The sequence below is a fragment of the Flavobacterium sp. genome, assembly GCF_004211145.1.
GTDB lineage: Bacteria > Bacteroidota > Bacteroidia > Flavobacteriales > Flavobacteriaceae > Flavobacterium.
This window is the reverse complement of the sequence record NZ_SEBS01000001.1, coordinates 26291-49252: the sequence shown is the minus strand read 5'-3', so window position 1 is coordinate 49252 and position 22962 is coordinate 26291. Positions and strand designations below refer to the sequence as shown.

Annotated in this window: 21 protein-coding genes; 9 read left to right on the top strand and 12 right to left on the bottom strand. The window is 47.7% G+C overall.

The window, feature by feature from the left end; translation table 11 throughout:
• Positions 1–330, top strand: coding sequence for a multidrug efflux SMR transporter (locus EOO50_RS00230; RefSeq protein ID WP_290836746.1), 330 nt, complete (start codon positions 1–3; stop codon positions 328–330).
• A 114-nt stretch (positions 331–444) separates the two neighbouring features.
• Here the strand turns inward: EOO50_RS00230 and EOO50_RS00225 are convergent, their stop codons facing one another.
• A complete protein-coding gene (locus tag EOO50_RS00225; RefSeq protein ID WP_290836744.1) occupies positions 445–2676 on the bottom strand; it encodes a DUF5686 family protein in 2232 nt (743 codons plus the stop codon).
• Positions 2677–2791: 115 nt separating this feature from the next.
• Here EOO50_RS00225 and EOO50_RS00220 point away from each other — a divergent pair, with 115 nt between their 5' ends.
• Positions 2792–3355, top strand: a complete 564-nt coding sequence (locus tag EOO50_RS00220; protein ID WP_290836742.1) for a DUF6642 family protein — start codon at positions 2792–2794, stop codon at positions 3353–3355.
• Between the two features lie 903 nt (positions 3356–4258).
• On the opposite strand, the gene frr is transcribed toward EOO50_RS00220, so the two are convergent.
• Entirely contained in the window at positions 4259–4822 is a 564-nt protein-coding gene (gene frr, locus EOO50_RS00215) for a ribosome recycling factor (RefSeq protein ID WP_290836740.1), read from the bottom strand.
• A gap of 61 nt (positions 4823–4883) precedes the next feature.
• On the bottom strand, positions 4884–5591 hold the full coding sequence (gene pyrH / locus EOO50_RS00210; RefSeq protein ID WP_290836738.1) for a UMP kinase: 708 nt from the start codon (positions 5589–5591) through the stop codon (positions 4884–4886).
• A gap of 137 nt (positions 5592–5728) precedes the next feature.
• Here pyrH and EOO50_RS00205 point away from each other — a divergent pair, with 137 nt between their 5' ends.
• On the top strand, positions 5729–6352 hold the full coding sequence (locus EOO50_RS00205; RefSeq protein WP_290836736.1) for a thioredoxin family protein: 624 nt from the start codon (positions 5729–5731) through the stop codon (positions 6350–6352).
• Here the strand turns inward: EOO50_RS00205 and EOO50_RS00200 are convergent.
• The 5 genes from EOO50_RS00200 to EOO50_RS00180 form a co-directional block, all read right to left on the bottom strand.
• Positions 6342–6896 carry a hypothetical protein gene (locus tag EOO50_RS00200; RefSeq protein ID WP_290836734.1) on the bottom strand — a complete coding sequence of 185 codons (555 nt, stop codon included), beginning with the start codon at positions 6894–6896 and terminating at the stop codon, positions 6342–6344. The two genes, EOO50_RS00205 and EOO50_RS00200, sit on opposite strands and share 11 nt — an antisense overlap.
• Positions 6877–7569, bottom strand: coding sequence for a tRNA pseudouridine(55) synthase TruB (gene truB, locus EOO50_RS00195; RefSeq protein WP_290836731.1), 693 nt, complete (start codon positions 7567–7569; stop codon positions 6877–6879). The genes EOO50_RS00200 and truB overlap by 20 nt, the downstream gene beginning before the upstream one ends.
• The gene (locus tag EOO50_RS00190) at positions 7569–8375 is read right to left on the bottom strand and encodes an undecaprenyl-diphosphate phosphatase (protein WP_290836729.1); all 807 of its coding nucleotides are present in this window, start codon (positions 8373–8375) and stop codon (positions 7569–7571) included. The genes truB and EOO50_RS00190 overlap by 1 nt, the downstream gene beginning before the upstream one ends.
• Before the next feature lie 123 nt (positions 8376–8498).
• Positions 8499–8738 carry a DUF3098 domain-containing protein gene (locus EOO50_RS00185; RefSeq protein ID WP_290836727.1) on the bottom strand — a complete coding sequence of 80 codons (240 nt, stop codon included), beginning with the start codon at positions 8736–8738 and terminating at the stop codon, positions 8499–8501.
• 70 nt (positions 8739–8808) lie between these two features.
• Positions 8809–9684: a permease-like cell division protein FtsX gene (locus EOO50_RS00180; protein ID WP_290836725.1), complete on the bottom strand. Its 876-nt coding sequence runs from the start codon at positions 9682–9684 to the stop codon at positions 8809–8811.
• A 380-nt stretch (positions 9685–10064) separates the two neighbouring features.
• On the opposite strand from EOO50_RS00180, the gene leuS reads away from it, so the two are divergent.
• The 4 genes from leuS (at position 10065) to EOO50_RS00160 (ending at position 16483) form a co-directional block, all read left to right on the top strand.
• The gene (gene leuS / locus EOO50_RS00175) at positions 10065–12908 is read left to right on the top strand and encodes a leucine--tRNA ligase (protein ID WP_290836723.1); all 2844 of its coding nucleotides are present in this window, start codon (positions 10065–10067) and stop codon (positions 12906–12908) included.
• On the top strand, positions 12908–13411 hold the full coding sequence (locus EOO50_RS00170; protein ID WP_290836721.1) for a PH domain-containing protein: 504 nt from the start codon (positions 12908–12910) through the stop codon (positions 13409–13411). Before leuS ends, EOO50_RS00170 begins: the two co-directional genes overlap by 1 nt.
• Positions 13412–13440: 29 nt before the next feature.
• The gene (locus EOO50_RS00165; RefSeq protein ID WP_290836720.1) at positions 13441–15732 is read left to right on the top strand and encodes a trehalase family glycosidase; all 2292 of its coding nucleotides are present in this window, start codon (positions 13441–13443) and stop codon (positions 15730–15732) included.
• Positions 15733–15811: 79 nt separating this feature from the next.
• Positions 15812–16483 carry a zinc metallopeptidase gene (locus EOO50_RS00160; RefSeq protein WP_290836718.1) on the top strand — a complete coding sequence of 224 codons (672 nt, stop codon included), beginning with the start codon at positions 15812–15814 and terminating at the stop codon, positions 16481–16483.
• A gap of 201 nt (positions 16484–16684) precedes the next feature.
• Here EOO50_RS00160 and EOO50_RS00155 read toward each other — a convergent pair whose 3' ends face one another.
• The 4 genes from EOO50_RS00155 to EOO50_RS00140 form a co-directional block, all read right to left on the bottom strand.
• Positions 16685–16972 carry a hypothetical protein gene (locus tag EOO50_RS00155; RefSeq protein ID WP_290836717.1) on the bottom strand — a complete coding sequence of 96 codons (288 nt, stop codon included), beginning with the start codon at positions 16970–16972 and terminating at the stop codon, positions 16685–16687.
• Positions 16972–17442: an Lrp/AsnC ligand binding domain-containing protein gene (locus EOO50_RS00150; protein WP_290836716.1), complete on the bottom strand. Its 471-nt coding sequence runs from the start codon at positions 17440–17442 to the stop codon at positions 16972–16974. The genes EOO50_RS00155 and EOO50_RS00150 overlap by 1 nt, the downstream gene beginning before the upstream one ends.
• 170 nt (positions 17443–17612) lie before the next feature.
• Positions 17613–18827 (bottom strand): serine hydrolase domain-containing protein, encoded by a 1215-nt coding sequence (locus EOO50_RS00145; protein WP_290836715.1) that lies wholly within the window; start codon positions 18825–18827, stop codon positions 17613–17615.
• Positions 18827–20194 carry a saccharopine dehydrogenase C-terminal domain-containing protein gene (locus EOO50_RS00140; protein WP_290836713.1) on the bottom strand — a complete coding sequence of 456 codons (1368 nt, stop codon included), beginning with the start codon at positions 20192–20194 and terminating at the stop codon, positions 18827–18829. Before EOO50_RS00140 ends, EOO50_RS00145 begins: the two co-directional genes overlap by 1 nt.
• Before the next feature lie 91 nt (positions 20195–20285).
• Between EOO50_RS00140 and EOO50_RS00135 the strand changes: the two genes are divergently transcribed.
• Both EOO50_RS00135 and pckA read left to right on the top strand, forming a co-directional pair.
• Positions 20286–20669 (top strand): DUF423 domain-containing protein, encoded by a 384-nt coding sequence (locus EOO50_RS00135; RefSeq protein WP_290836711.1) that lies wholly within the window; start codon positions 20286–20288, stop codon positions 20667–20669.
• Between the two features lie 74 nt (positions 20670–20743).
• Positions 20744–22372 (top strand): phosphoenolpyruvate carboxykinase (ATP), encoded by a 1629-nt coding sequence (gene pckA / locus EOO50_RS00130; RefSeq protein WP_290837023.1) that lies wholly within the window; start codon positions 20744–20746, stop codon positions 22370–22372.
• The last annotated feature ends 590 nt before the right edge of the window (positions 22373–22962 follow it).

Genomic DNA, 22962 nt, shown 5'->3' with positions numbered 1-22962 from the left:
ATGAGTTGGATTTTGCTTGTCATCGCAGGACTTTTCGAGGTTGGATTCGCTTCATGTTTGGGCAAGGCGAAGGAAACGACCGGGAATATTTCGATGTATTGGATGTTGGGATTTTTCGCGTGCCTTTCGATCAGCATGATTCTGTTGTACAAAGCGACGCAAGTGTTGCCGATCGGGACTGCGTATGCGGTTTGGACGGGAATCGGCGCCGTCGGAATCGTTCTCGTCGGAATTTTCGTGTTTAAGGAACCCGCGACCTTTTGGCGGATTTTCTTTCTTTCGACGTTGATCGCGTCTATAATCGGGCTTAAGTTGGTGTCTTCGCACTGATGGAAAAGACGAAACCATCCGCTTCTTTTGTTGCATTTCATTCGATTTCCAAAAAGTGCATCCTAAATTTTCCGCAAAATTTTTTATAGAAAAAGGGTCACAACATTTGCGCCGTTAAATCCCGAGGTTCAACGTAAACGTCAACTTCACAGCGATATTATCTTCCCAACTTGAAAGCTGGTTGGGGCCGTATCGATAAAACCCCGAAAGCCCGAAACCGCTGTAAATCTGATTCACCTCAAGCCCCGATTCGAAGAAACCATCATTCAACGTCTTATAATCAAACCCGATGTGCTGCTCTGGATTCTCCATGCTTCCAAAAGCCGTGCGCGTCACGAGCGTAAAGAACGGTCGGACCTTTTTGACGATGGTAAACCTCGGCGATGAATGTTTCACCTGCAACATCAGATATCGGCTCGAGAAAAACTCATTGTAGAACATCGTCTCGAAACTGTTTTTACCCGCGAACGTGATGCGTTGCTGGATGTGGTCTTTCACGGGGTTGTTCGGCGACATGTTGTACAAATGCGTGAGCGGAACATTGCCGTAAGCCAAACCGCCTTGGAACAATGCCGAGAATTTTTGTCCGTCGAGGAACGGTTTTTCATAATCGACGCGCAGATCGACCTTGCCGAAACTGAAGTCGTTGTCGGTAAATTTCGGCATGGCCTGCGTAAACTGGAACGTGAATTTCGGGAAGCGCTTATCGGTCTCGATGCGTGCCAGCGGCGTCTGCATGTAATTGCTGAACGGATTCCATTGGATCGCGACCGACGCCAACGTCAAGTTGAAATTGTCGTACAACTTGCCTCGATAATTGAATTGGTAGTCGAATTTAGGCTCGATATGGCTGTAGGTCAATTGCCAGACGCTTTCGGTTTTCGGGATGATGCGCGTCTCGATATAACCGCGCCACGTCTTGTGGTTGTAGAACGTGCTGATGTTGATCGGGCGCGCGTCGTAAATCTTGAACGGCTTTTTATCAACGGCGAAACGCGTGCTCGCGATCTCCTGCAAGTCGTCGGTGAACGAAGCGCCGATCCAGCTTCCCGTGAAATTCCCCAAACGAATCGCGCCGCCAAGACTGTATTTCCATCGGCCGTCTTTGGTTCCGTAGGCCGCGTAACCTTCGAGCCGGTATTTGTTCGAGAATTTGTCGTTCGTAATTCCTCCCGCGCCGAGCCTGAAACCTTCGTAATTGTTCACCGTCGCCAAATATCGCAAGCCCAGATCGACCGGTCCGACGGGAATGTAACCGTTCAAAAACTTACGCGCCAGACGCAAACGGCTTTCGATTTTCTCCGATCGCGAAATGCTGTCGAGAGCCGGATAAGTCGCCGCGTCACGCTCGTCCAACGGCTGGAATCGGTTTTGTTGCCAGAAACTTTCATCGCGTTTTACGGCGATATCGGTGATTTCTGAAGCGACCGCGACGTGACGCAATCGGATCGGGAGGTTGAATTCGATGTTTGAAAACCATGTTTGCGACAACACATACGCGCGGTCGGAGGCGAATTTCTGGCGTCGGCTTTCCTGATTTTCGGGATCGAATTCAAGCGTCGCACCCAAAATCCTGATGTTTGAATTGTTTTTTCCTTTTGCGATCCGGAATGTAGTGAGTCTTGGCATCCACAGATTTTGCTCGGCGAAATACGAAAATTCATGCACGGCTTCGAGATTCAGCACGCCCAGAAATCGGATCTCGGCCTTGGCGATCGCGAAGTTTTGCAAGTCGATGAAAAGCACGCCGTATAAATCTTTGGACTTTCTTTTTTTGTTGCTTCGGAATGCGATTTTTGCGGTGTTCCGACCACCGATGGTTTCATCTCCGACGAATTCGTAATCGTAATCTTCGAGCGCGTCACCGGCGATCGGGCTGTTGTATTTCGTCGTGAGCAGTTCGTAGGTTTTATCGTAAATCCAGAACGAATGCAGTTCGATGCCCATGATTTCGTATACAGGTTGCGAAAATCCGCCCATTTTGGCACCGCTTATGTTTTCCTTAAAGATATCTTGGGCAAATTCGTACTTCGAAACTTTCTCGCTTTCAAAAAGATGGAACTTTGAAATGTACTGCTTGAAATTGTAGTCGGACGAATCAATCTTGACGAATATCGGTCGCGGCGTGTGTTTCGCGATGAACACCGAATCGATGCGACCCGCGATGGAATCAGGATTCGCAGTGATCAGCAATTTATTATACGCGTTCATTTTGAACGTCTTGAGCTTTAGCTTCGGGTCGTTTTGGGATTTGTTGTGGATCGCGTTTTTGATGATGTCGGTCGCATTTAATTGCGCAAACGCGACATTCGAGAGAAACAAAATAAGTAATGCAAAACGCTTCATTGTTGCAAAGAACGGGATTTTATCAAATTAATTGCTCGGTTCAACAGGCGTTAATTGTGATTTAGTTACAAAATGATTTCGTTTTTTTGTGTCTATGAACGGTGTGCAAAAATCGATGGACGACGACGACTCAAAACTATTTTGCCTCGAGGCGGTTCATGACGTTTCCAGTGATCGCGAGAGCAAATTGTTCCCGATGCTCGAAAATTTGGCGCTCGAGTACGGCATCACGAACGTGTATCAATCCTGTGACAGCATCGCGGGAATGGAGGAAAGCCTTGAAAACTTATTGTACGAAGACAAGAATTTCAAAAGTTACGAAGCGATTTATCTCGTGTTTCCGGGCAACGCCGACGATATCGTAATTGATGATTACCGATATTCACTTGCCGAGATCGCCGAACTTTTCGAAGGCAAACTCAAGAAGAAAATCATCCATTTCGCAAATTCGAAAACGCTTGATATCGATTTGGAAACCGCTCAATATTTTTTGGATGTTACGGGTGCGAAGGCGCTTTCAGGGTATACGCGTCAGGCGCCGATCGATAGTTCGTTCCTCGATGCGAAACTGTTCGGATATTATTATGAGGAAACCGATGATGTTCGTGAGCTTGTGAAATTGCTTTTGGAAAAACATGGAGCCGCTTGTGGGGCTTTGGGATTTCGGTTGTTTTATTGATTGACGAACGACAGCGCTGCGCCACTGACACGAGGACACGAAGTTGATTTTGACGAAGCGCTTAATGAACTTAATGGTTTTTAATTTCGCTGCGCGGCTGACACGAAGGCACGAAGACACGAAGGCGCGAAGGTCAATTTTACCAAAACACTTAATGAACTTATGTCCTTAATGGTTTAAAATTTCGCTGCGCGGCTGACACGAAGGCACGAAGGCGCAAAGGCACGAGGTCAATTTATCGAAACACTTAATGAACTTAATGTCCTTAATAGTTTAAAATTTCGCTGCGCGGCTGACACAAAGGCACGAAGACACGAGGGCGCGAGGTTGATTTTACCTAAATATTTAATGAATTTAATATCCTTAATGGTTTAAAATTTCGCTGCGCGGCTGACACGAAGGCACGAAGGCGCGAATGCATTTTTACCGAAACACTTAATGAACTTAATGTCTTTAATGGTCTAAAATTTCGCTGCGCGGCTGACACGAGGTCAATTTTACCGAAACACTTAATAAACTTAATGTCCTTAATGGTTTAAAATTTCGCTGCGCGGTTGATACGAAGGCACGAAGACACGAAGGCGCGAGGTCAATTTCACCGAAACACTTAATGAACTTAATGTCCTTAATGGTTCAAAATTTCGCTGCGCGGCTGACACGAAGGCACGAAGGCGCAAACGCGCGAGGTCAATTTATCGAAATACTTAATGAACTTAATGTCCTTAATGGTTTAAAATTTCGCTGCGCGGCTGACACGAAGGCACGAAGGCGCAAAGGTTATTTCGGCGGAACGCTTGATGACGTTAGTGTTCTTGATGGTTCAAAAAAAATCCGCTGCAAAGCGGATTCTTAGTGTCTTCGTGTCTTCGTGTTAAAATTACATACGCGAATAAAAACGAAAAATCAAACTTTCATAATCTCAGCTTCTTTCACAGCCAAGACTTCCTCAATTTTTCGAATGTATGAATTGGTCAACGTCTGGACTTCTTCCTCAGCGCTTTTGCACGCGTCTTCAGACGTTCCTTCTTTCTCAAGTTTCTTGATTTCCTTATTTGCTTCCTGACGCGCATTCCGGATTCCGATTTTCGCATCTTCCGCCTCTGATTTGGCTTGTTTCACAAGGTCGCGTCGGCGTTCCTCAGTCAAAGGCGGAACTGAGATGATGATGTTGTCGCCGTTGTTCATCGGGTTGAATCCGATGTTGGCGACCATGATCGCTTTCTCGATCGGATGCAACATGTTTTTCTCCCAAGGCGTAACCGTAATGGTACGCGCATCGGGCACATTGATGTTGGCGACCTGGGACAATGGAGTTTGCGATCCGTAATAATCTACGAATACGCTGCCCAACATGGCCGGCGAAGCTTTCCCCGCGCGGATGTTCAAAAATTCCTTTTCAAGGTGAGCGATCGAACCCGACATGGATTCTTCAGTGCTTTCTAAGATAAAATCGATTTCTTCAGTCATTTTTTAATGCTTTAGGCTTTAAGCGATAGGCTGTAGGCGATGTATGCTTTGGTGATTTTAGTTAACCTTTTACGACGGTTCCGATGTTGTCGCCCTGGCAAATCTTCAACAAATTTCCTCTCTTGTTCATGTCGAAGACCACGATCGGCAATTCGTTTTCCTGGCTCAATGTGAACGCGGTCGAATCCATTACGTTAAGGTTTTTCGAGATGACTTCAGTGAACGTAAGCGCGTCATATTTCGTGGCGCTCGCATCTTTTTCAGGGTCGGCCGTGTAAATCCCGTCGACGCGCGTTCCTTTGAGGATTACGTCGGCATGGATTTCAACTCCTCTTAACACGGCGGCCGTATCGGTCGTGAAATACGGGTTTCCGGTTCCGGCTCCAAAGATCACGATGCGGCCTTTTTCAAGGTGGCGAACCGCGCGTCTTTTGATGTACGGCTCGGCAATCGCCTCGATTTTCAACGCAGTCTGCAAACGTGTCAGCATGCCTTTGTCTTCAAGCGCGCCCTGCAACGCCATTCCGTTGATCACGGTAGCGAGCATTCCCATGTAATCGCCCTGAACGCGGTCCATTCCGTTGCTGGCGCCGGCTACTCCGCGAAAGATGTTTCCGCCACCGATCACGATCGCGATTTGCACGCCTTGATCGTGGATGGTTTTGATATCTTCGGCATATTCGGCCAAACGCGCTGGGTCGATTCCGTATTGTCGGTCGCCCATCAACGCTTCACCGCTGAGTTTCAGGAGAATTCTTTTGTATTTCATATTTCGGGTTAAGTTGTGCAAATATAGAGATATTCGGTTGGAACGAAAATGCGATTTCAAAAAATGTTAACACCAATGCAAAGAGCGACCGGAACCCATTTTAAAGTGGTAATTTTGATTCACAAAACTCCCGGATTATGAAGATGGCCGTCGCAGAAAGTTTGTCCAAAAGTCATTCCTATACCAAGTATCGCAGCATCGTCACCAAGTTGCTGCTCGAAGGGAAATCGACCGGAAACACCCAATCGGAATCGCTTTTACACTACACGAAGCTCAACGAATCGCGCATGAATCGGCTTGACAAAAAGCTCGTCGTGCCCGAGGAAATCATCACGCGTCTGCTTGCGATAAAAAGCAAATACACGTGGCTCGTGATATCTGAAGGTTGGTGCGGAGACGCGGCCCAGCTCACACCGGTTTTCAACAAACTCGCGATGCTTTCGCCCAACATCGAACTTAAGATCGTTTTGCGTGATGAGAACGACGCGCTCATGAATTCGTTCCTTACAAACGGCGCACGTTCGATTCCCAAATTGATTGTTTTGGATCAGGAAACGAACGAAGTCCGCGCAAGTTGGGGACCAAGGCCAAAAGGCGCATCTGATTTCATCACGTCCTACAAAAGCCAATATGGAATTATAGACGAAACCGCGAAGACCGAACTGCATTTGTGGTACACGCACGACAAAGGTTTGTCGACCCAAAATGAATTGCTCGCGATCATGGAAGATCTTGAAGTCGCGCTATACGCTAAAAGATAGTCAGGCCCAAACCGAAACTCACGGCTCTGGTTTGACCCGTGTCGTCGCGCGAAAATCCATATTGCGAATATTCGACGTAATAGGAGACGCCGTCAAGTTCTTCTATTCCGACGCTTACTTTTCCATAATATCCCGATAAATTCCCATGCCCGATTCCAATCGCATAACCGAATCCGGGTTGCACGACCACACGCGTATCTTCATTGACTTCGGGCGCGAAACGCAAATTCATGTAAACGGGAATCGCGACGAGTTTTTCTGATAACCGATATTCGGTTCCCGTGTGCAAACCTGATGCGAACCATCGGTTGATATGGATTCCCGCTCCGAATTTCGTGTTGATGCCGTCGGGCAGGAAACGCATATTGTCGACTTTTGCGTTGCCGTCGAGATGATGTCGCAGCGGAATCGAAACCCCGAAAAATAAGTAAGTGATCGTTTTTTCGCGCTTGGGCTGAAGTTCCGGAAAAAATTGCGCGTTGGCTGAAACCCCAATAAACAATAATAATATCAAATAATAGTAATCAACTTTGAGTGAGCGCATCTTGGAATTCTTCGGGCGTTTTAGCTAAAGTTACAGAATAATCCCCGATTTTGGTGCGACGCAACGCGGTTAAATGCGCGCCCGATTGCAGCGCTTTCCCAAAGTCGAAAGCCAGCGACCGGATATAAGTTCCCTTGGAGCAAACCACGCGGAAGTTGATTTCAGGCAACGCGATGCACGTGATCTCGAATTCGTGTATCGTCGTTTTACGCGACGCGATCTCGATTTCTTCTCCGGCGCGCGCGTGTTCGTACAAGCGTTTTCCGTCTTTTTTGATGGCCGAAAAGATCGGTGGTTTCTGGTCGATTTCGCCCGTGAATTGTGGTAGCGTTTCGTGGATCAATCCGTCGGTGATGTGGTCGATCGGAAAAGTTTCGTTGACCTCGGTTTCCAGATCGTACGAAGGCGTTGTCGCCCCGACGAAAATCGTTCCCGTGTATTCTTTTTTCTGGCCTTGGATTTCCGAAATTCTCTTCGTGAATTTTCCAGTGCAGACAATTAAAAGTCCTGTCGCCAACGGATCGAGCGTTCCCGCGTGACCGATCTTGATTTTTTTTAAACCGAAATTATTCTTGAGCAGGTATTTGAGTTTGTTCACGGCCTGAAACGAACTCCAATGCAGCGGTTTGTCGAGTAGTAAAACTTGTCCTTCGAGGAAATCTTCGGGCGTCATCAGTTGTAAGTAAAGTAGATCAGCAGGATGATTCCGGCCACGATTCGATACCAGCCCCAAGGTTTGAAGCCGTATTTTTTGATCACGCCGATGAAGAATTTGATCGCGATCACGGCGACCACGAACGCGACGAGGTTTCCGATCAAGAACAATTTCAAATTTTCAGGACGCTGGAAAAGTAATTCGTAGCCTTTCAATCCTGTTGTGTGATAGGTTTTTACGAACACCGAATAGGTCGTGACGGCGAGCATCGTCGGAACCGCGAGGAAAAACGAAAACTCCGCAGCGGTTTCGCGATCAAGTTTTTGCTGCATGCCACCGATGATCGAAGCGGCCGATCGGCTCGTCCCGGGCATCATCGCCAGACATTGCCAAAACCCGATCGTCACTGCTTTTTTAATTGTGATGTCTTCCTCTTTATGGATCGTCGGATTCTTGAAATATTGGTCGAGAAACAACAGGAAAATCCCGCCTACGATCAACATGCACGCAATCGGGATCGGCTTTCCAAGAATCGCGTCGATATAGTCGTCAAGCACCAATCCCAAAGCGAGAGCCGGAACAACGGCACAAGCCAATTTGATGTAGAAACTGAGTTTACTGAAGTCGAAGAACTTTCTCCAATACAAAACCACGACGGCCAAAATCGCCCCGAATTGTATCGCGACCTGGAAAAGTTTCGTGAAATCGTCGTCCTGTATGCCGTAAAACGAACTCGTGAAAATCATGTGAGCCGTTGAAGAAACCGGTAGGTATTCGGTTAGACCTTCGACGATGGCGATTATTAGGGCTTGTAAAAAGGTCATTGATTGGAAATGAATTTTTAGATTTCAGATTTTCAGAAGGCAGATTTTCAGATCGTAAAAAATAATGATGCGTTTTGTTTTCTCAGACAAATCTAAAAATCTGTCGATCTGCAATCTGTGGATCTATTTTTTTGGATTTTTCAAGATAGCATAAATCGTAATCGCAAACCCAACAATCACCGTAGTCGGCGCCAAGCGAATGCGTCTGAAGTCGAACACTGAATCATTAAAGACTTTCGGATCATCGCTTCCGCCGCCGGCCATCAGAATGAACCCGACCGCAATCACCGCAATCCCGATAAGAAGTATTTTATAATTGACTTTCTCAAAAAGAAAATCGTTGTTGTCTTGTTTATTTTCCATTTCGTATGATTTAGTGAAAGGACGTCAAATTCTAACGAGTGTCACACTCAGGCACTCAGGTTCTCAGGCACTAATAAAGATCATCAGTCCTCAAATTCAAAAACCGCTGCGTCGCCACAAACGTACTGATCCATGTTATCAAAATCCCCGCAACCAAAACGCCGAGCAACACCGCGCCCGTAAGCATCTGGTCGCGAAGCACGCCAAGGTTCGGGAAATTCGTGTCGAGATAATATAAAAGTCCAATGAGCGCGATCACGGCCAAAACGGCGCCTATGATTCCCAAACGGATACTTTTCCAAATGAACGGTCGGCGAATAAACGATTTCGTCGCGCCTACCATTTGCATCGTTTTGATGATGAATCGGTTCGAATGTATCGAAAGTCGCATCGAAGAATTGATGAGCAAAACGGCGATCAACGCCAAAACGCCGCTCACGATGAGAATCCACAAACTGACTTTTTCGATGTTGTCGTTCACGAGCGTCACGAGTTGCTTGTCATAAGCCGCGTCGGCGATCATGTCGTTTTCACGCAGATGGCTTTGGATCTTGTCGATGCTGTCGTTCTTGACGTAATTCGCACGCAAATGAATGTCGAACGAATTCAAAAGCGGGTTCATGCCAAGGAATTCCATGAAATCCTCGCCGATTACTTTTTGATGTTCCTTCGCGGCTTCTTCCTTCGAAACGTATTTGAAATCCTTGGCCCAGGCCGAAGCCTTCAACTCTTCGCGGAAAGCCGTGATCGTCGTGTCTTGCGCTTCGTCTTTGAAAAAAACCGTCATCGTGATGTCTTCCTTGAAATCGTCGGACAAACTCTTCGAATTGATCACGAAAAGACCGAGGATTCCCAGCAAAAACAGCATCAGGAAAATACTCAGGACAACCGAAAAATAAGAGGAAATCAGTCTGCGTTTCTGGAACTTGTCAAACTTAGAAGTCATATGCTTTTAAATGTGCGGTAAAAATAAAAAAGAAAATCGGGTTTAACCCACAATCTAACGTTCAAAGTTTTGGGATTCGTACGAGAAACGTAACTTTGTGCGGCTTTGAGGGAAAGCTTGTGGCTTTTTATTTTTCAGGAGCACGACTTTTTCGATTCCCAAGGCGTTTTGTCCCGTTTTCCGCTATATCTTTTGCGCTTAAGACCGCTGCAAAAGGATGCCGCGTCAATCGGGGCTATTTTACGACGTCCACGTCACCAATAAAACCCGCGGAAATCCGGTAATCCGAAACATCGCGTAAAAAATTATATATTCCAAAAAAACGAAAAGTGAAATGCTGACGAAAACCTCGTTCGACTTTCGACTTTCGACTTTCGACTATGAAATACAACCCAAACGAAATCGACGCCCGCTGGCAAAAATTCTGGGCCGAAAACAAAACATTCGCCGCCTCAAACAACTCCGATAAACCGAAGTATTACGTGCTTGACATGTTTCCGTATCCGTCGGGAGCAGGCCTTCACGTCGGGCATCCGCTGGGCTACATCGCCAGTGATATTTACGCGCGCTATAAACGCCATCAAGGTTTCAACGTGTTGCACCCGCAAGGTTACGACAGCTTCGGGTTGCCCGCCGAACAATACGCGATCCAAACCGGCCAGCATCCCGAGAAGACGACGCGTGAAAACATCGCGCGTTATCGCGAACAGCTCGACAAGATTGGATTTTCGTTCGATTGGGACCGAGAAGTTCGCACCTCAAATACCGATTATTACAAATGGACGCAATGGATTTTCATCCAGTTGTTCAATTCGTGGTACAACAAAGTCTCGGACCGCGCCGAATCCATCTGCACGTTGATCGCGCATTTTGAGGAAAACGGAAACGCAAACGTAAAAGCGGCGTCCGATGAAAACATAGAAATCTTCACCGCAGACCAATGGAAAGGCTACTCAAAAGAAGCCCAGGAATTGATCCTGCTCAAATATCGCCTGACGTATCTCGCCGAAACCGAAGTCAACTGGTGTCCCGGATTGGGAACCGTTTTGGCGAACGACGAAATCGTGAACGGCGTTTCGGAACGCGGCGGTTTTCCCGTGATCCGAAAGAAAATGACGCAATGGAGCATGCGGATTTCAGCCTACGCCGAGCGACTTTTGCAAGGCCTGAACGACATCGACTGGACGCAATCGCTCAAAGATGCGCAGACGAACTGGATCGGGAAATCGGTCGGAGCTTCGGTGAAATTCCAGGTTACGGGTTATGAAGGCGAGACGGTCGCCGATGCCGACGATCCGATCATCGAAGTCTTCACGACGCGTCCCGACACGATTTTCGGAGTGACGTTCTTGACGTTGGCGCCCGAGCACGAACTGGTTTCGAAAATCGTGACCGACGAACAAAAAGATGCCGTGAACGCATACATCGACGCGACTTCAAAACGTTCGGAACGTGAACGCATGGCTGATGTGAAAACCATTTCGGGCGTGTTTACGGGCAGTTACGCGATGCATCCGTTTTCAGGTTTGCCGATCCCGATTTGGATAGGCGACTACGTGCTTGCGGGTTACGGAACAGGCGCTGTCATGGCAGTTCCCGCAGGTGACGAGCGCGATTATGCATTCGCGAAACACTTCAACATTCCGATCGAAAACATCTTCGAAGGCGTTGATATTTCCGAGTCGGCTCACGCGAGCAAAGACAACCTCAAAATCAAGAATTCCGATTTCCTGAATGGAATGAATTATAAGGATGCGACCAAGAAAGTCGTGTCGGAACTCGAAGCCATCGAAATGGGCAAAGGCAAGACGAATTACCGTTTGCGCGATGCCGTTTTTTCGCGCCAACGCTATTGGGGCGAGCCGTTTCCGGTCTATTACGTGAACGGATTGCCGCAAATGATCGCGACCGAACACTTGCCGATCGTGTTGCCCGAAGTCGAAAAATACCTTCCGACCGAAGACGGTGCGCCGCCACTCGGAAACTCAAAGGAATGGGCTTGGGATACGGTAAACAATCGCATCGCTCCGAACGACATCATCGACAACGTTACGGTTTTTCCGCTCGAATTGAACACGATGCCGGGCTGGGCGGGAAGTTCGTGGTATTGGTTGCGTTACATGGATCCACATGACGGCGAGAAATTCGTGTCGGAAAAAGCCGAGCAATATTGGCAAAATGTCGACTTGTACATCGGCGGAAGCGAGCACGCGACAGGACATTTGCTGTATTCGCGATTCTGGAATAAATTCTTGAAAGACCGCGGATTTGTTTCACAGGATGAACCGTTTAAGAAGTTGATTAATCAGGGAATGATTTTGGGGACAAGTGCTTTTGTCTACAGACTCGATGGAACCAATACGTTCATTTCTAAAAATCTGGTCGGCGATCAGAAAGTTCAAGCAATCCACGCCGATGTTTATTTAGTAAACGCTTCCGACGAATTAGATATCGAAGGCTTTAAAAATTGGCGTCCCGATTTTGCGAACGCCGAATTCATTACCGAAGAAAACGGAAAATTCAATGTAGGCCGCGAAGTCGAAAAAATGTCCAAATCCAAATACAACGTCGTCAACCCAGACGATATCTGCAACGAATACGGAGCCGACACGTTACGACTTTACGAAATGTTCCTCGGTCCGCTCGAACAGGCAAAACCGTGGAACACGGCTGGAATTACGGGCGTTTTCGGGTTCCTGAAGAAACTTTGGAAGTTGTATTTCGACGACAACGGCTTGATCGTGACGGCAAATCCGGCTTCGAAAGACGCGCTAAAAACGTTGCACAAAACCATCAAGAAAGTGCAGGACGACATCGAAGGGTTTTCGTTCAACACATCGGTTTCCCAATTCATGATCGCCGTGAACGAACTGACCGCGATGAACTGCCACGAGCGTTCCATTTTGGAGCCGTTCGCGATTCTGGTTTCGCCTTATGCGCCTCACATCGCCGAGGAGTTATGGCACCAACTCGGACACAAGGACAGCATTTCGACGGCGCCGTTCCCGATTTTCAATCCCGAACATCTCGTCGAAAGCAGCAAGGAATATCCCGTTTCGTTCAACGGAAAAACGAAATTCTTCATCGAATTGCCGTTGGATTTGAAACCGAATGAAATCGAGGCGATCATTTTGAAAGACGAACGCGCGATCGCCCAACTCGGCGGAAACGCGCCTAAAAAAGTAATTGTCGTTCCCGGAAAAATCATAAACATCGTTTTGTAATGAAGAAATTTTCCGCATCGCTTGACAAAACGGCCTTGATCACTACGATCGGGCTTTTTGTCGTGCTGATGTCGGTCGTCGCGGTAATTTGGCTTGTTCCTGAAGGCCACGAAAATACGGGGGCAAAAGTCTATCCGACAGTCATAATGCTGGGCGTTCTCGCTGGAGCGTATCTGTTTTCGCCTCGCGCCTTTTCAATCGACGAAAAGGGAATTACCGTGCATCGATTTTGGGCCGACGTCGAGATTCCGTTCGGGAAAATACTGTCGGCCAAAAAAATCGAAAAAGTCAGCAACAAAGGTTTGATCCGAACGCTGGGAAACGGCGGGCTTTTCGGGTATTACGGCGATTTCCACAACAGCGAATTCGGAAGCATGGAATGGTATCTCAAACGCCGACGCAACATTATATTAATTGAGACCGCGACTTCGAAAATCCTGATTTCTCCCGATGATGTTGAGGATTTCCTGAAAAACTTGCCGTCGAATATTACACTCGGCTAACGCATTCCGACCACGAAAACAACGGAAATATGAAACGCTTTTATCTACTGCTTTTACTGTTTTCCATTTTGGTCGCTTCGGCCCAGAAGAATCGCGTAAAAGACATCTGCGCCTTTCTGGGAAACCGTTCCGATAAGAATTTTCTGGGCAGCGGAAACGTCGCCTTGGTCATCGATTCCACAAAGGCCAAAGTGCTTTTCGTTCAGCAATGGAAGGAAAAAGGCTTGGTCGACTGGGCGTCGGGAACGATCAAATCCTGGTCGCCCGACAGGATCGAGATGAACGAGACAATTCCGCCTGTCGGTGCCAAAATCTCATATGAGCCAACTTCGCGAACCATTTGGATTTCCCGCGATGACGTGGTCGGCATGCAGCTAATCTGGAAAAACGACACGCGCGAATCGATTACCGTCACGGCGTCTTTTTCAGGAACGATGCCTGGCAAATTGCATGCTCATGAACAGGGTAATACTTCTTTCCTGAGTTCGACCGCGCAATACAGCGATCGTGTCGACACGCCCGTTCATTACTCGTTTTCATCTTCAGACGCGCCTGAACTTGTCGGTCGGGAAAATTCCGATTACAGTTTGAAGTATCAATTTACTTTACAACCGAAACAACAGCATTCGCTCACGCTTTTATTGGGCATCGGAATAGAAAAAACCGCGGTTGCCACTGCGCTCAAACGATGGGACAATTCTGATGGCAATGCCGTCCGTGACGATTGGAATTCATGGTTCGACAAAGCAATCCCGCATTTCGAATGTAGTAATCCGTACTTTGAAAAACTCTATTATTACCGATGGTGGTCGTTGTACACCAAAATGATTTTCGCGAAAGTCGGTCATTTCTACTATCCGTCGCCTCGCGAAGGAACCGTGATGTACGAAGGCGTGGTGTCGTATTCGGGTGCGTGCGTGTCGGTAGATGAACTGCGTTGGATGCGAAGTCCCGATTGGGCTTTTTCGACGACCCAGGAATTTTTCGCGCCTGGAAATTTAAACGACGGTTACCTGTCGAACCATATCTGGGATTGGGGAATCGACGCCGATGAAAGCAACATCGACACCTCGGGTCGTTCCGTGCCGTATCAAAACTACGCGGTCGATGCCTTTTACGGCGCGTCGTTGGTACATCCAGAGGCTCAAAATTCGACGCTCAAAAAACTGTGGCCTCAATTCCGCAGCAACCTTGCATCGTACACGAGTTTGTTCGATATCGATTCGGACGGGCTGTATGAAACCTACCCGTGGAGCAATTCGGCGGGACAGGAATGGACTGCGCGTTATTCGTATTTCGATCCGATACCTGAAATGTTCCGAAACGAGCGCGGCAGGACATATTCGCCCGATGGTTCGCGTGTTAAAGAAGACATGGCACTCGCCGAGAAAATCCGAAATACCGTCGTCACCGATCCCGATTTAAATTGGCCCAAAGACGCCGATGAATTATATCGCATCTATCGCACAACGCAGGATCACAGGCTTGCCACGGTAGATCAGTCGACGTACGCCTATAAGAATTTCCTTGCCGCTTCCAGTCTCGCGAAACGTCTGGGCGATTCGGCCAACGAAACGCTTTACGCCAAATTGGCCGAGCAGACAAAAACACGTATCGTTTCCCAAATGTGGAACGAAACCGATCATTTCTTTTACGACGTCAAGCCAACAATCAACAGGCAGGCGAAGGTAAAAGCGACGACGGGTTTTTACGTGTTTTGGGCCAGAATGGCAGAAATGAAGCATTTGCCGATGTTGCAACACGTTTTTAACCCCGCGACATTTTGGACGAAATACCCGTTGCCTTCGCTTCCGCTGGATTATAAAAAGTACGACCAAATCCAGCAAGCGGGTTGGAATTATTGGAATTACGCTACCTGGCCGCGCACGACTTGCCATGTCGTCGACGGCGTGCTTTGGGCCGCGAAAAATCTCGATGCGTCGCTTTCGGTTCAAGCGGGAACGCTTTTCGATCGTTACACCCGGATGCATTTTCCGAATGACAATCTCCAGATCCCGAACATCGCCGAGCGTTACGATCCGCATACGGGCAGTCCATTTTTGGAAAACCTCGATTACAACCATTCGTCGTGGATCGACCTGCTGATGCAGCACGTCGCCGGAATTACGCCTTCAGACTCGGATGTCTTGACAATCGACCCGATTGATTTGGGCTGGGACTCATTCTCCATAAAAAATGTGCGCTACCGAAATCACGACGTCGAGGTCGAGTTTTCCAAAACGAAAGGCATGCGCGTAAAAGTCGACGGAAAAGTCAGGGCCAAATCGCCGGTCTTGAAAAAGGTGACGATCCGATTATGATCCGTCGCAGGTGCAATCAACCTGACATTCTGGCAACTGGTTCGATATTTGCTCAGCCCGATGAAAAAAACACTAAACTATGTATTGGATTTTAATCATCGGAATCATGCTTGCAAGTTGGCTCGTCGGTCAGCAACTCAAAAGCAAGTTTGACAAGTATTCGAAAGTTCACCTCCAAAACGGCATGAGCGGTGCGGAAATCGCCGAGAAAATGCTCGCCGACCACGGTATCCGAGACGTGAAAGTCATCTCTACTCCGGGCCGTTTGACCGACCATTACAACCCAAGCGATAAAACCGTAAATCTTTCTGAAGCCGTTTACAACCAAAGAAACGCCGCAGCCGCTGCCGTTGCTGCTCACGAAGTTGGGCACGCCGTGCAACACGCGACCGCTTACAGTTGGCTGCAGATGCGTTCGACATTGGTTCCAGTGGTAAATGTCGCCTCGAGCCTGGTCCAATGGATTTTGATCGCTGGGATTTTGTTGATTAACTCATTCCCGCAATTGTTGCTCATCGGAATCGTCGTGTTCGGATTGACGACATTATTCTCGTTCATCACACTGCCCGTCGAATATGATGCGAGCCATCGCGCATTGGCTTGGTTGGAAAACAAACGAATGCTTACGCGAGACGAACATGCAGGCGCGAAAGACGCGTTGAAATGGGCCGCAAGAACATACGTCGTGGCCGCAATCGGGTCGTTGGCCACGTTGCTGTACTACATTTCGATCTACAACAATCGAAGATAATTTTCCGTAATTGATTGAAAGATCCGCTTTGAGAAAGGCGGATTTTTTTTGGCAGCAACTTCCCGCTATTCACTGTAGCCTTCGCGCCCCGGCCAAGATTTGCATGCGTTTCGCGAGCTTCCGTCGGTCGCTGCGAAACTGCGGCAAAGCTTTGGCCGCGGCGCTTCAGGGCTGCCGTTTCTATCGGGGCTGCGGTTTGCGTCAACCATTCCAAGTCATTATTTTAATGTACGCAAAAACGACAAGCCAAATTGATGCGTGAATCAGCAAACACGTCCTGTAATCGTGTTTTCCGTACACCCATTTTGCGAAATGAATCAATCCGTATACAATGCTGACGGGAATCAGAAGTAAAAAAAGCGCCATCCCGATTCCGGGAGCGTGAGCGGGATTCGGCAGGATATTGTGTAGTAAAATAGCCAAGCCGATGCCGACAAAATAATACGACAACACGAAAGTTTCTTTTCTCCCGAAAGGCAGTTTTTGCATCACAACTGTATCTGGCGTTCGATCTGCTGTTCAAGCGAGATAAAGGTTTCGGTTCGCGAAACGCCCGTAATCGGTTGGATTTTCTTGTTGAGCAACTGCATCAGGTGTTCGTTGTCGCGACAAAGTATTTTGATGAGTATCGACCAGTTTCCCGTGGTGAAATGACATTCCAGTACTTCGGGAATTTTTTTGAGTTCGCGCACGGCTTCAGAGTTGCTTGATGCTTTGTCGAGGTAAATTCCCACGAATGCCATCGTGGAATAACCCAAGACTCTCGTGTTCACGACGAATTTCGAACCTGAAATCACGCCCGCGGCTTCGAGTTTCCGTAACCGTTGATGGATCGCCGCGCCCGAAATCCCAATCTTGTTCGCGATCTGCAGAATAGGTTTTCGCGCGTCTTCCATCAAATCGCGAAGGATTTCCTTGTCGATGCCGTCGATTTCAAGTTGGAGGGAATTTATCTTCATGGCTTTCCGTTTGAAAGCGAATATAGGGTTTTTGGTTTTATTTTGGAAGTTCGTCGTTTCAATTCGGTCATAAAAATTGCCACCACCACCCGCCCTAAATTTACACGGATTCGAAACCAACACACTACAGAAAACACACACCAATTGTTAAACCCACAACCCCGCGCCAACTATTTCTCCAAACCCACACCATACTTCTCCAAAAGATCCCAAACCGCAAAGAAATTCCTCATTCCCTCTTTATCAATGAAATTTGTATTCACAACCAAATACCTACCAATTTTCGTCTTCGGATTAAAAAACATCAAACTCGTCACGCCCGGATCTCCGCCCGTATGACCGACCATTCCCGTAGGCCCGAAGCTCATCAAAATCCCAACCTCATACTCGCTGTACGGATTGTTCTGTTTGCGTTCCTTATAATTCTCGGGTTTCAATTGCGACTTGAAATACTCAACATAACTTTCCTTCGAAAGCAATTTCCCCTTTCCAATATAACCGTTTATGAGTTCCGACAAAAACTTCGACATGTCATCGGCCGACGTCACGAAATTCCCGTCGGGATACGTCGTAAGCTCATAAAAAGGCAAAGGAGATTTCGGATCGGCGTACAATCTCGAATACTTTTTGAAATCGACCATCGAAAATCCCCAGCCCGAAGCGTTCATTTTTAGCGGTTTCAAAATGTATTTTTCAGTAAAAGTCCCAAACGGAATTCCCGCAGCCTGCGCCACGACAAAAGCCGCCAACGCCGTTCCCGTGTTCGAATATTCGTAAAATTCGCCGGGTTTTCCAGTGTAGATTTTCTGGTCAAAGTATTTTCCGTCGGGTGTCAAAGCCGCTTTGAGATAATTTTCAAGCGTCAAACCGTCCTTGCGGTCGATGAATTTCTGTCCGTCGTATTCCATCGGCAAACCCGTCAAATCCTGGTCAGGCTTGAGGAAATAGTTGTGATTAAGGTAAACGTCGGTGTCGACGATCGATGAAGTGTGCGTCGCCAACATTCGGACTGTGATCGGAATATTCGGAAAATCAGGATTCGAAACCTTGAACGGAAGATAAATGTTGATGTCGTCGTCGAGCTTCAACTTGCCCAAATCGACAGCTTTCATGATAGCAATCCCAACCAAAGTCTTGGAAATCGACGCGATGTTCTGGATGGTTTTCGACGTATACGGTTTTGCCGCCGCGACGTCCGATGAACCGAAACCGTTCGCGTACAATTTCCCGTCGGCGTTCACGATAGCTACCGACAATCCGTTGAAATACCCTTTCTTTTGAAGTTCGGCGATTTCGAAATCGAGCGCCTTTCTCGCATCGGCATCTGACTTCTGTGCAAAACACACAGTTCCGATCAGTGCGATCAATATTTTCAGGAAATTCATCAACTCAATTTATCAGGATCGTAACCTATGTACGGCATCTCGGTTTCCTTAAAAATCACACCGAATTCTTCAAGTTCGGCCAAGATCGGATCGTACACTTCTTTGTTGATGGGAAGCTGCACGCCCGGCGTCGTGATTTTTTCATTCAGGATCGCCAAAGTGGCCATCGCAACCGGCAATCCAACGGTTTTAGCCATCGCCGTATACGTCTGGTCATCGCCGATGCAAACCATTTTGGAATCGATCTGATGGTCTTTTCCGTCGAGCTCGTACCCGAATTTGTGGTACATGACGATCATGTCCTTATCCTGGGGATTCAACGTCCATTTGTCCGACAGGATTTTCTCAAGGATTTGCGCCGGAGTCGCGTTTGGAAGCCCGACGATTTTCTTCGGATCAAACAAATCGAGTTCCAACAATTTATCCCAAACGATGTCGTCCTGTTCGATACCGAGTTGCAAACGCAGCTTGATTTCGACCGAATCCGTCGGATGATAGGGAAGGAAAAGGTTCACGAATTCGCGGTAAGAAATCGTTTCGGAATTGTCGATCACATACCCGTCGTCGGTCATTCCCAACTGCACGAACATGTTCCATGCTTTTGAGAACCCGACACGGCGAATCGTTCCCCTATATAAGGTAAGCACGTCGTCGAGCCCGTAAACGCTGCGGTATTTGAGTGAATCGCGGTTCGCATAACCTTCAAATTTTCCGTAGCCTTCGACTTCCAAAAACTCGGTGCGTCGGAACAATTTATGGTACGGAATGTATTTGTATTTGCCTTCCTGGATGAACTTCGCTGCGCCGCCTTGTCCCGCCAATACGACATTTCTGGGCGCCCATGTGAATTTGTAGTTCCAGAGATTGTCGTCACTTTCAGGAGCGACCAAACCGCCGCAGAACGATTCGAACAAGATCATCTTACCGCCTTTTTCGCGGATCTCGTCAATGACTTTCATCGCGCTCATGTGGTCGATTCCGGGATCGAGCCCGATTTCGTTCATGAAAATGAGGCCGTATTTCTTGGCTTCCTCGTCGAGCGCGGCCATCGCTTCTGAAATATAGGAAGCCGTGACCATGTGTTTCCGAAGTGCTACGCAATCTTTCGCGACCTCAATGTGCATGTGAGCCGGAAGCATTGAAATTACGACGTCGGCTTTCTCGATTTCGTTCATGCGTTGCGCTTTGTCGCGGATGTCGAGCGCGATCGCCGTCGCATTTTTGTGGTTCGCGGTCTTTCGTTGCGCGAGGTCAAGCGACAAATCCCCGATCGTGAGATGCAGGTTTTCGATGTCGGATTTGTTGAGCAGATATTGGATCAGCGACGAAGCGGAACGTCCGGCACCTATTATAAGGATGTTTCTCATTTTCAAGAATTATGCGCTCAAAGGTAAACGCGGCAACCTAAAAAACAAAATTCTCACGATTTTCGGTTAAATTTGTTGCAAATCTTCAAACATGAACAGGAAAATCATTGCGGCCGGCGCGTTCTTCGGGATGACGGCGATCATTTTGGGTGCTTTCGGGGCGCATGCGCTAAAAGCAACATTGTCGACCGAGCAACTTCAAACGTTCGAAACGGGAGTTAAATACCAAATGTATCATGCGTTGTTTTTGTTGTTCGTCGGCATGTTTTCAGGGATTTCCGAGAAGAAGAAGAAGGTGATTTTCTGGCTTGTTTCGCTGGGCGTGATTCTCTTTTCAGGTTCCATCTATCTGCTCGCGACAAATGCCGTGGAAGGTTTTAACAAAATTATCGGACCTGTAACTCCCGTGGGCGGATTGCTGTTAATTATCGGTTGGTTTGCGCTTCTCATCGATTTTTTGCGTCAAAAATCTTAAAATTACGAAATCGTTGTAGTTGATTAGAAATATTTTATATTTTTGTCTCGCAAATGACTACTTTGATGAAATTTATGGACAACTACGCCCAAATTACGAAATCGATTTCGCTATCGCAATACGGAATTGAAAATGCTGCTGAAATCATCTACAACCCAAGCTATGAGCAACTCTTTGAAGATGAGCTTGAACCGTCGCTCGAAGGTTTCGAAAGAGGGCAAATGTCTGAACTTGGAGCCGTAAATGTGATGACAGGCGATTTCACGGGTCGTTCTCCAAAAGACAAATACATCGTCAAGGATTCGGTGACGAAAGACACGATTTGGTGGAATTCCGATAAGGCCGCGAACGACAACAAACCGATCTCGCAAGGCACATGGAATGCGTTAAAAGAAACCACTCTCAATCAATTATCAGGAAAGAAATTATATGTTGTCGATGCGTTTTGCGGCGCCAACGACAATACGCGTCTAAAAGTTCGCTTCATTATGGAAGTGGCTTGGCAGGCGCATTTCGTGAAGAACATGTTCATTCGTCCGACCGAGGAAGAACTCGACAATTTCGGCGAACCCGATTTTATCGTGATGAACGCTTCAAAAACCCAATTCGACAATTATAAGGAACACGGATTGAATTCGGAAGTGTACATCGCATTCAACCTAAGCGAGAAAATGCAGCTCATCGGCGGAACCTGGTATGGTGGCGAGATGAAGAAAGGAATGTTCGCGATGATGAATTATTACCTTCCGCTGCAGGGAATCGCATCGATGCATTGTTCGGCCAATAAAGGGAAAGACGGCGATGTCGCGGTTTTCTTCGGATTGTCGGGAACCGGAAAAACGACACTTTCAACTGATCCGAAACGCGAACTCATCGGTGATGACGAACACGGTTGGGATGACGAAGGCGTCTTTAATTTCGAAGGCGGCTGTTATGCCAAGACGATCAATTTGAACAAGGATGCCGAACCGGACATCTTCAACGCGATCAGGCGTGATGCGCTTTTGGAAAACGTGACGGTCGATGCCGATGGCGAAATTGATTTCAACGACGGTTCGGTGACGCAGAATACGCGCGTTTCCTATCCGATCAACCATATTGAAAACATCGTGAAACCGGTATCGAAAGCCGGCCACGCCTCAAAAGTGATTTTCCTGACGGCCGATGCGTTCGGAGTGATGCCGCCCGTCGCAAAACTCACGCCTGAGCAGACACAATATTATTTCCTGTCGGGATTTACGGCTAAGCTTGCCGGAACGGAGCGCGGCGTGACTGAACCCCAACCGACGTTTTCGGCCTGTTTCGGCAAAGCTTTTTTGACGTTGCATCCGTCAAAATACGGAGCGGAACTCGTCAAGAAAATGGAAGCGCACAACGCGACCGCCTACATGGTAAACACCGGATGGAACGGCAGTGGCAAACGCATCTCGATCAAAGATACGCGCGCGATCATTGACAGGATTCTCGACGGATCGATTGAGGAAGCTGAAATGCACAACCTTCCAATCTTCAACCTTAGTGTTCCGAATGCGCTCGAAGGCGTCGACAACGGAATTCTCGACCCACGCAGAACGTACGCAAACGTCTCGGAATGGACACAAAAAGCAACCGATCTTGGCCAACTCTTCGTCGCCAATTTCGCACAATATACGGATACGTCCGAAGCCGCAAACCTGGTGAAAGCCGGGCCGCAATTGTCTTAGTTTTTTTGATTTTTAGAGGTTAGAAAAGGTGCTGTCACACGTTGATGGTGCCTTTTCTTTTTTTGGAAGGTTTTTCCTTGCAGGACGTCATTGTTTTTCGCTTTGCAAAAACAAGTTTTCTTTTGCTTCGCAAATAGATTTTTGTCGAGCGGCGTGTCTGCTTCGCAAACTTTTGTTTTGCGTCGCCTGCAGCGGGCCTTCTTTTTGCCTGGCCGCAAAAGAAGCAAAAAGGCCGGGCGCCAAGTCACTCAGGCGACCCGGCAGTCACGAAAATCCTACGCGGCTGGTCCCGCAAGCGCGATTTACAGCCGCGCTTACGGATTTACGCGCCGCCGGGTGCCTGCCTGCGAGACTAATCGGCGCTGACTATATTGAAGTGTTTGTTGGCATTTTGCGCCGCTGCGCTTTTCAAAATGTGCTTCCAAATGAACGAATCATCCGGTCTTCGACGGATCGTGCGAACGCAAACTTTCCCCTGAGAAAACGAAATCTCAATCCAGAACTTCCTACGGAGGCGATTTTGCAAAGCGCAGCGACGTAAAATCACAAATAAAAACTTCCGATTAGTCTGGCGACATTGTGAAATCGGA

Coding starts and splice junctions, on each gene's coding strand:
- EOO50_RS00230 (WP_290836746.1), top strand. CDS start 1: ATGAGTTGGATTTTGCTTGTCATCGCAGGACTTTTCGAGGTTGGATTC.
- EOO50_RS00225 (WP_290836744.1), bottom strand. CDS start 2,676: ATGAAGCGTTTTGCATTACTTATTTTGTTTCTCTCGAATGTCGCGTTT.
- EOO50_RS00220 (WP_290836742.1), top strand. CDS start 2,792: ATGGACGACGACGACTCAAAACTATTTTGCCTCGAGGCGGTTCATGAC.
- frr (WP_290836740.1), bottom strand. CDS start 4,822: ATGACTGAAGAAATCGATTTTATCTTAGAAAGCACTGAAGAATCCATG.
- pyrH (WP_290836738.1), bottom strand. CDS start 5,591: ATGAAATACAAAAGAATTCTCCTGAAACTCAGCGGTGAAGCGTTGATG.
- EOO50_RS00205 (WP_290836736.1), top strand. CDS start 5,729: ATGAAGATGGCCGTCGCAGAAAGTTTGTCCAAAAGTCATTCCTATACC.
- EOO50_RS00200 (WP_290836734.1), bottom strand. CDS start 6,896: ATGCGCTCACTCAAAGTTGATTACTATTATTTGATATTATTATTGTTT.
- truB (WP_290836731.1), bottom strand. CDS start 7,569: ATGACGCCCGAAGATTTCCTCGAAGGACAAGTTTTACTACTCGACAAA.
- EOO50_RS00190 (WP_290836729.1), bottom strand. CDS start 8,375: ATGACCTTTTTACAAGCCCTAATAATCGCCATCGTCGAAGGTCTAACC.
- EOO50_RS00185 (WP_290836727.1), bottom strand. CDS start 8,738: ATGGAAAATAAACAAGACAACAACGATTTTCTTTTTGAGAAAGTCAAT.
- EOO50_RS00180 (WP_290836725.1), bottom strand. CDS start 9,684: ATGACTTCTAAGTTTGACAAGTTCCAGAAACGCAGACTGATTTCCTCT.
- leuS (WP_290836723.1), top strand. CDS start 10,065: ATGAAATACAACCCAAACGAAATCGACGCCCGCTGGCAAAAATTCTGG.
- EOO50_RS00170 (WP_290836721.1), top strand. CDS start 12,908: ATGAAGAAATTTTCCGCATCGCTTGACAAAACGGCCTTGATCACTACG.
- EOO50_RS00165 (WP_290836720.1), top strand. CDS start 13,441: ATGAAACGCTTTTATCTACTGCTTTTACTGTTTTCCATTTTGGTCGCT.
- EOO50_RS00160 (WP_290836718.1), top strand. CDS start 15,812: ATGTATTGGATTTTAATCATCGGAATCATGCTTGCAAGTTGGCTCGTC.
- EOO50_RS00155 (WP_290836717.1), bottom strand. CDS start 16,972: ATGCAAAAACTGCCTTTCGGGAGAAAAGAAACTTTCGTGTTGTCGTAT.
- EOO50_RS00150 (WP_290836716.1), bottom strand. CDS start 17,442: ATGAAGATAAATTCCCTCCAACTTGAAATCGACGGCATCGACAAGGAA.
- EOO50_RS00145 (WP_290836715.1), bottom strand. CDS start 18,827: ATGAATTTCCTGAAAATATTGATCGCACTGATCGGAACTGTGTGTTTT.
- EOO50_RS00140 (WP_290836713.1), bottom strand. CDS start 20,194: ATGAGAAACATCCTTATAATAGGTGCCGGACGTTCCGCTTCGTCGCTG.
- EOO50_RS00135 (WP_290836711.1), top strand. CDS start 20,286: ATGAACAGGAAAATCATTGCGGCCGGCGCGTTCTTCGGGATGACGGCG.
- pckA (WP_290837023.1), top strand. CDS start 20,744: ATGGACAACTACGCCCAAATTACGAAATCGATTTCGCTATCGCAATAC.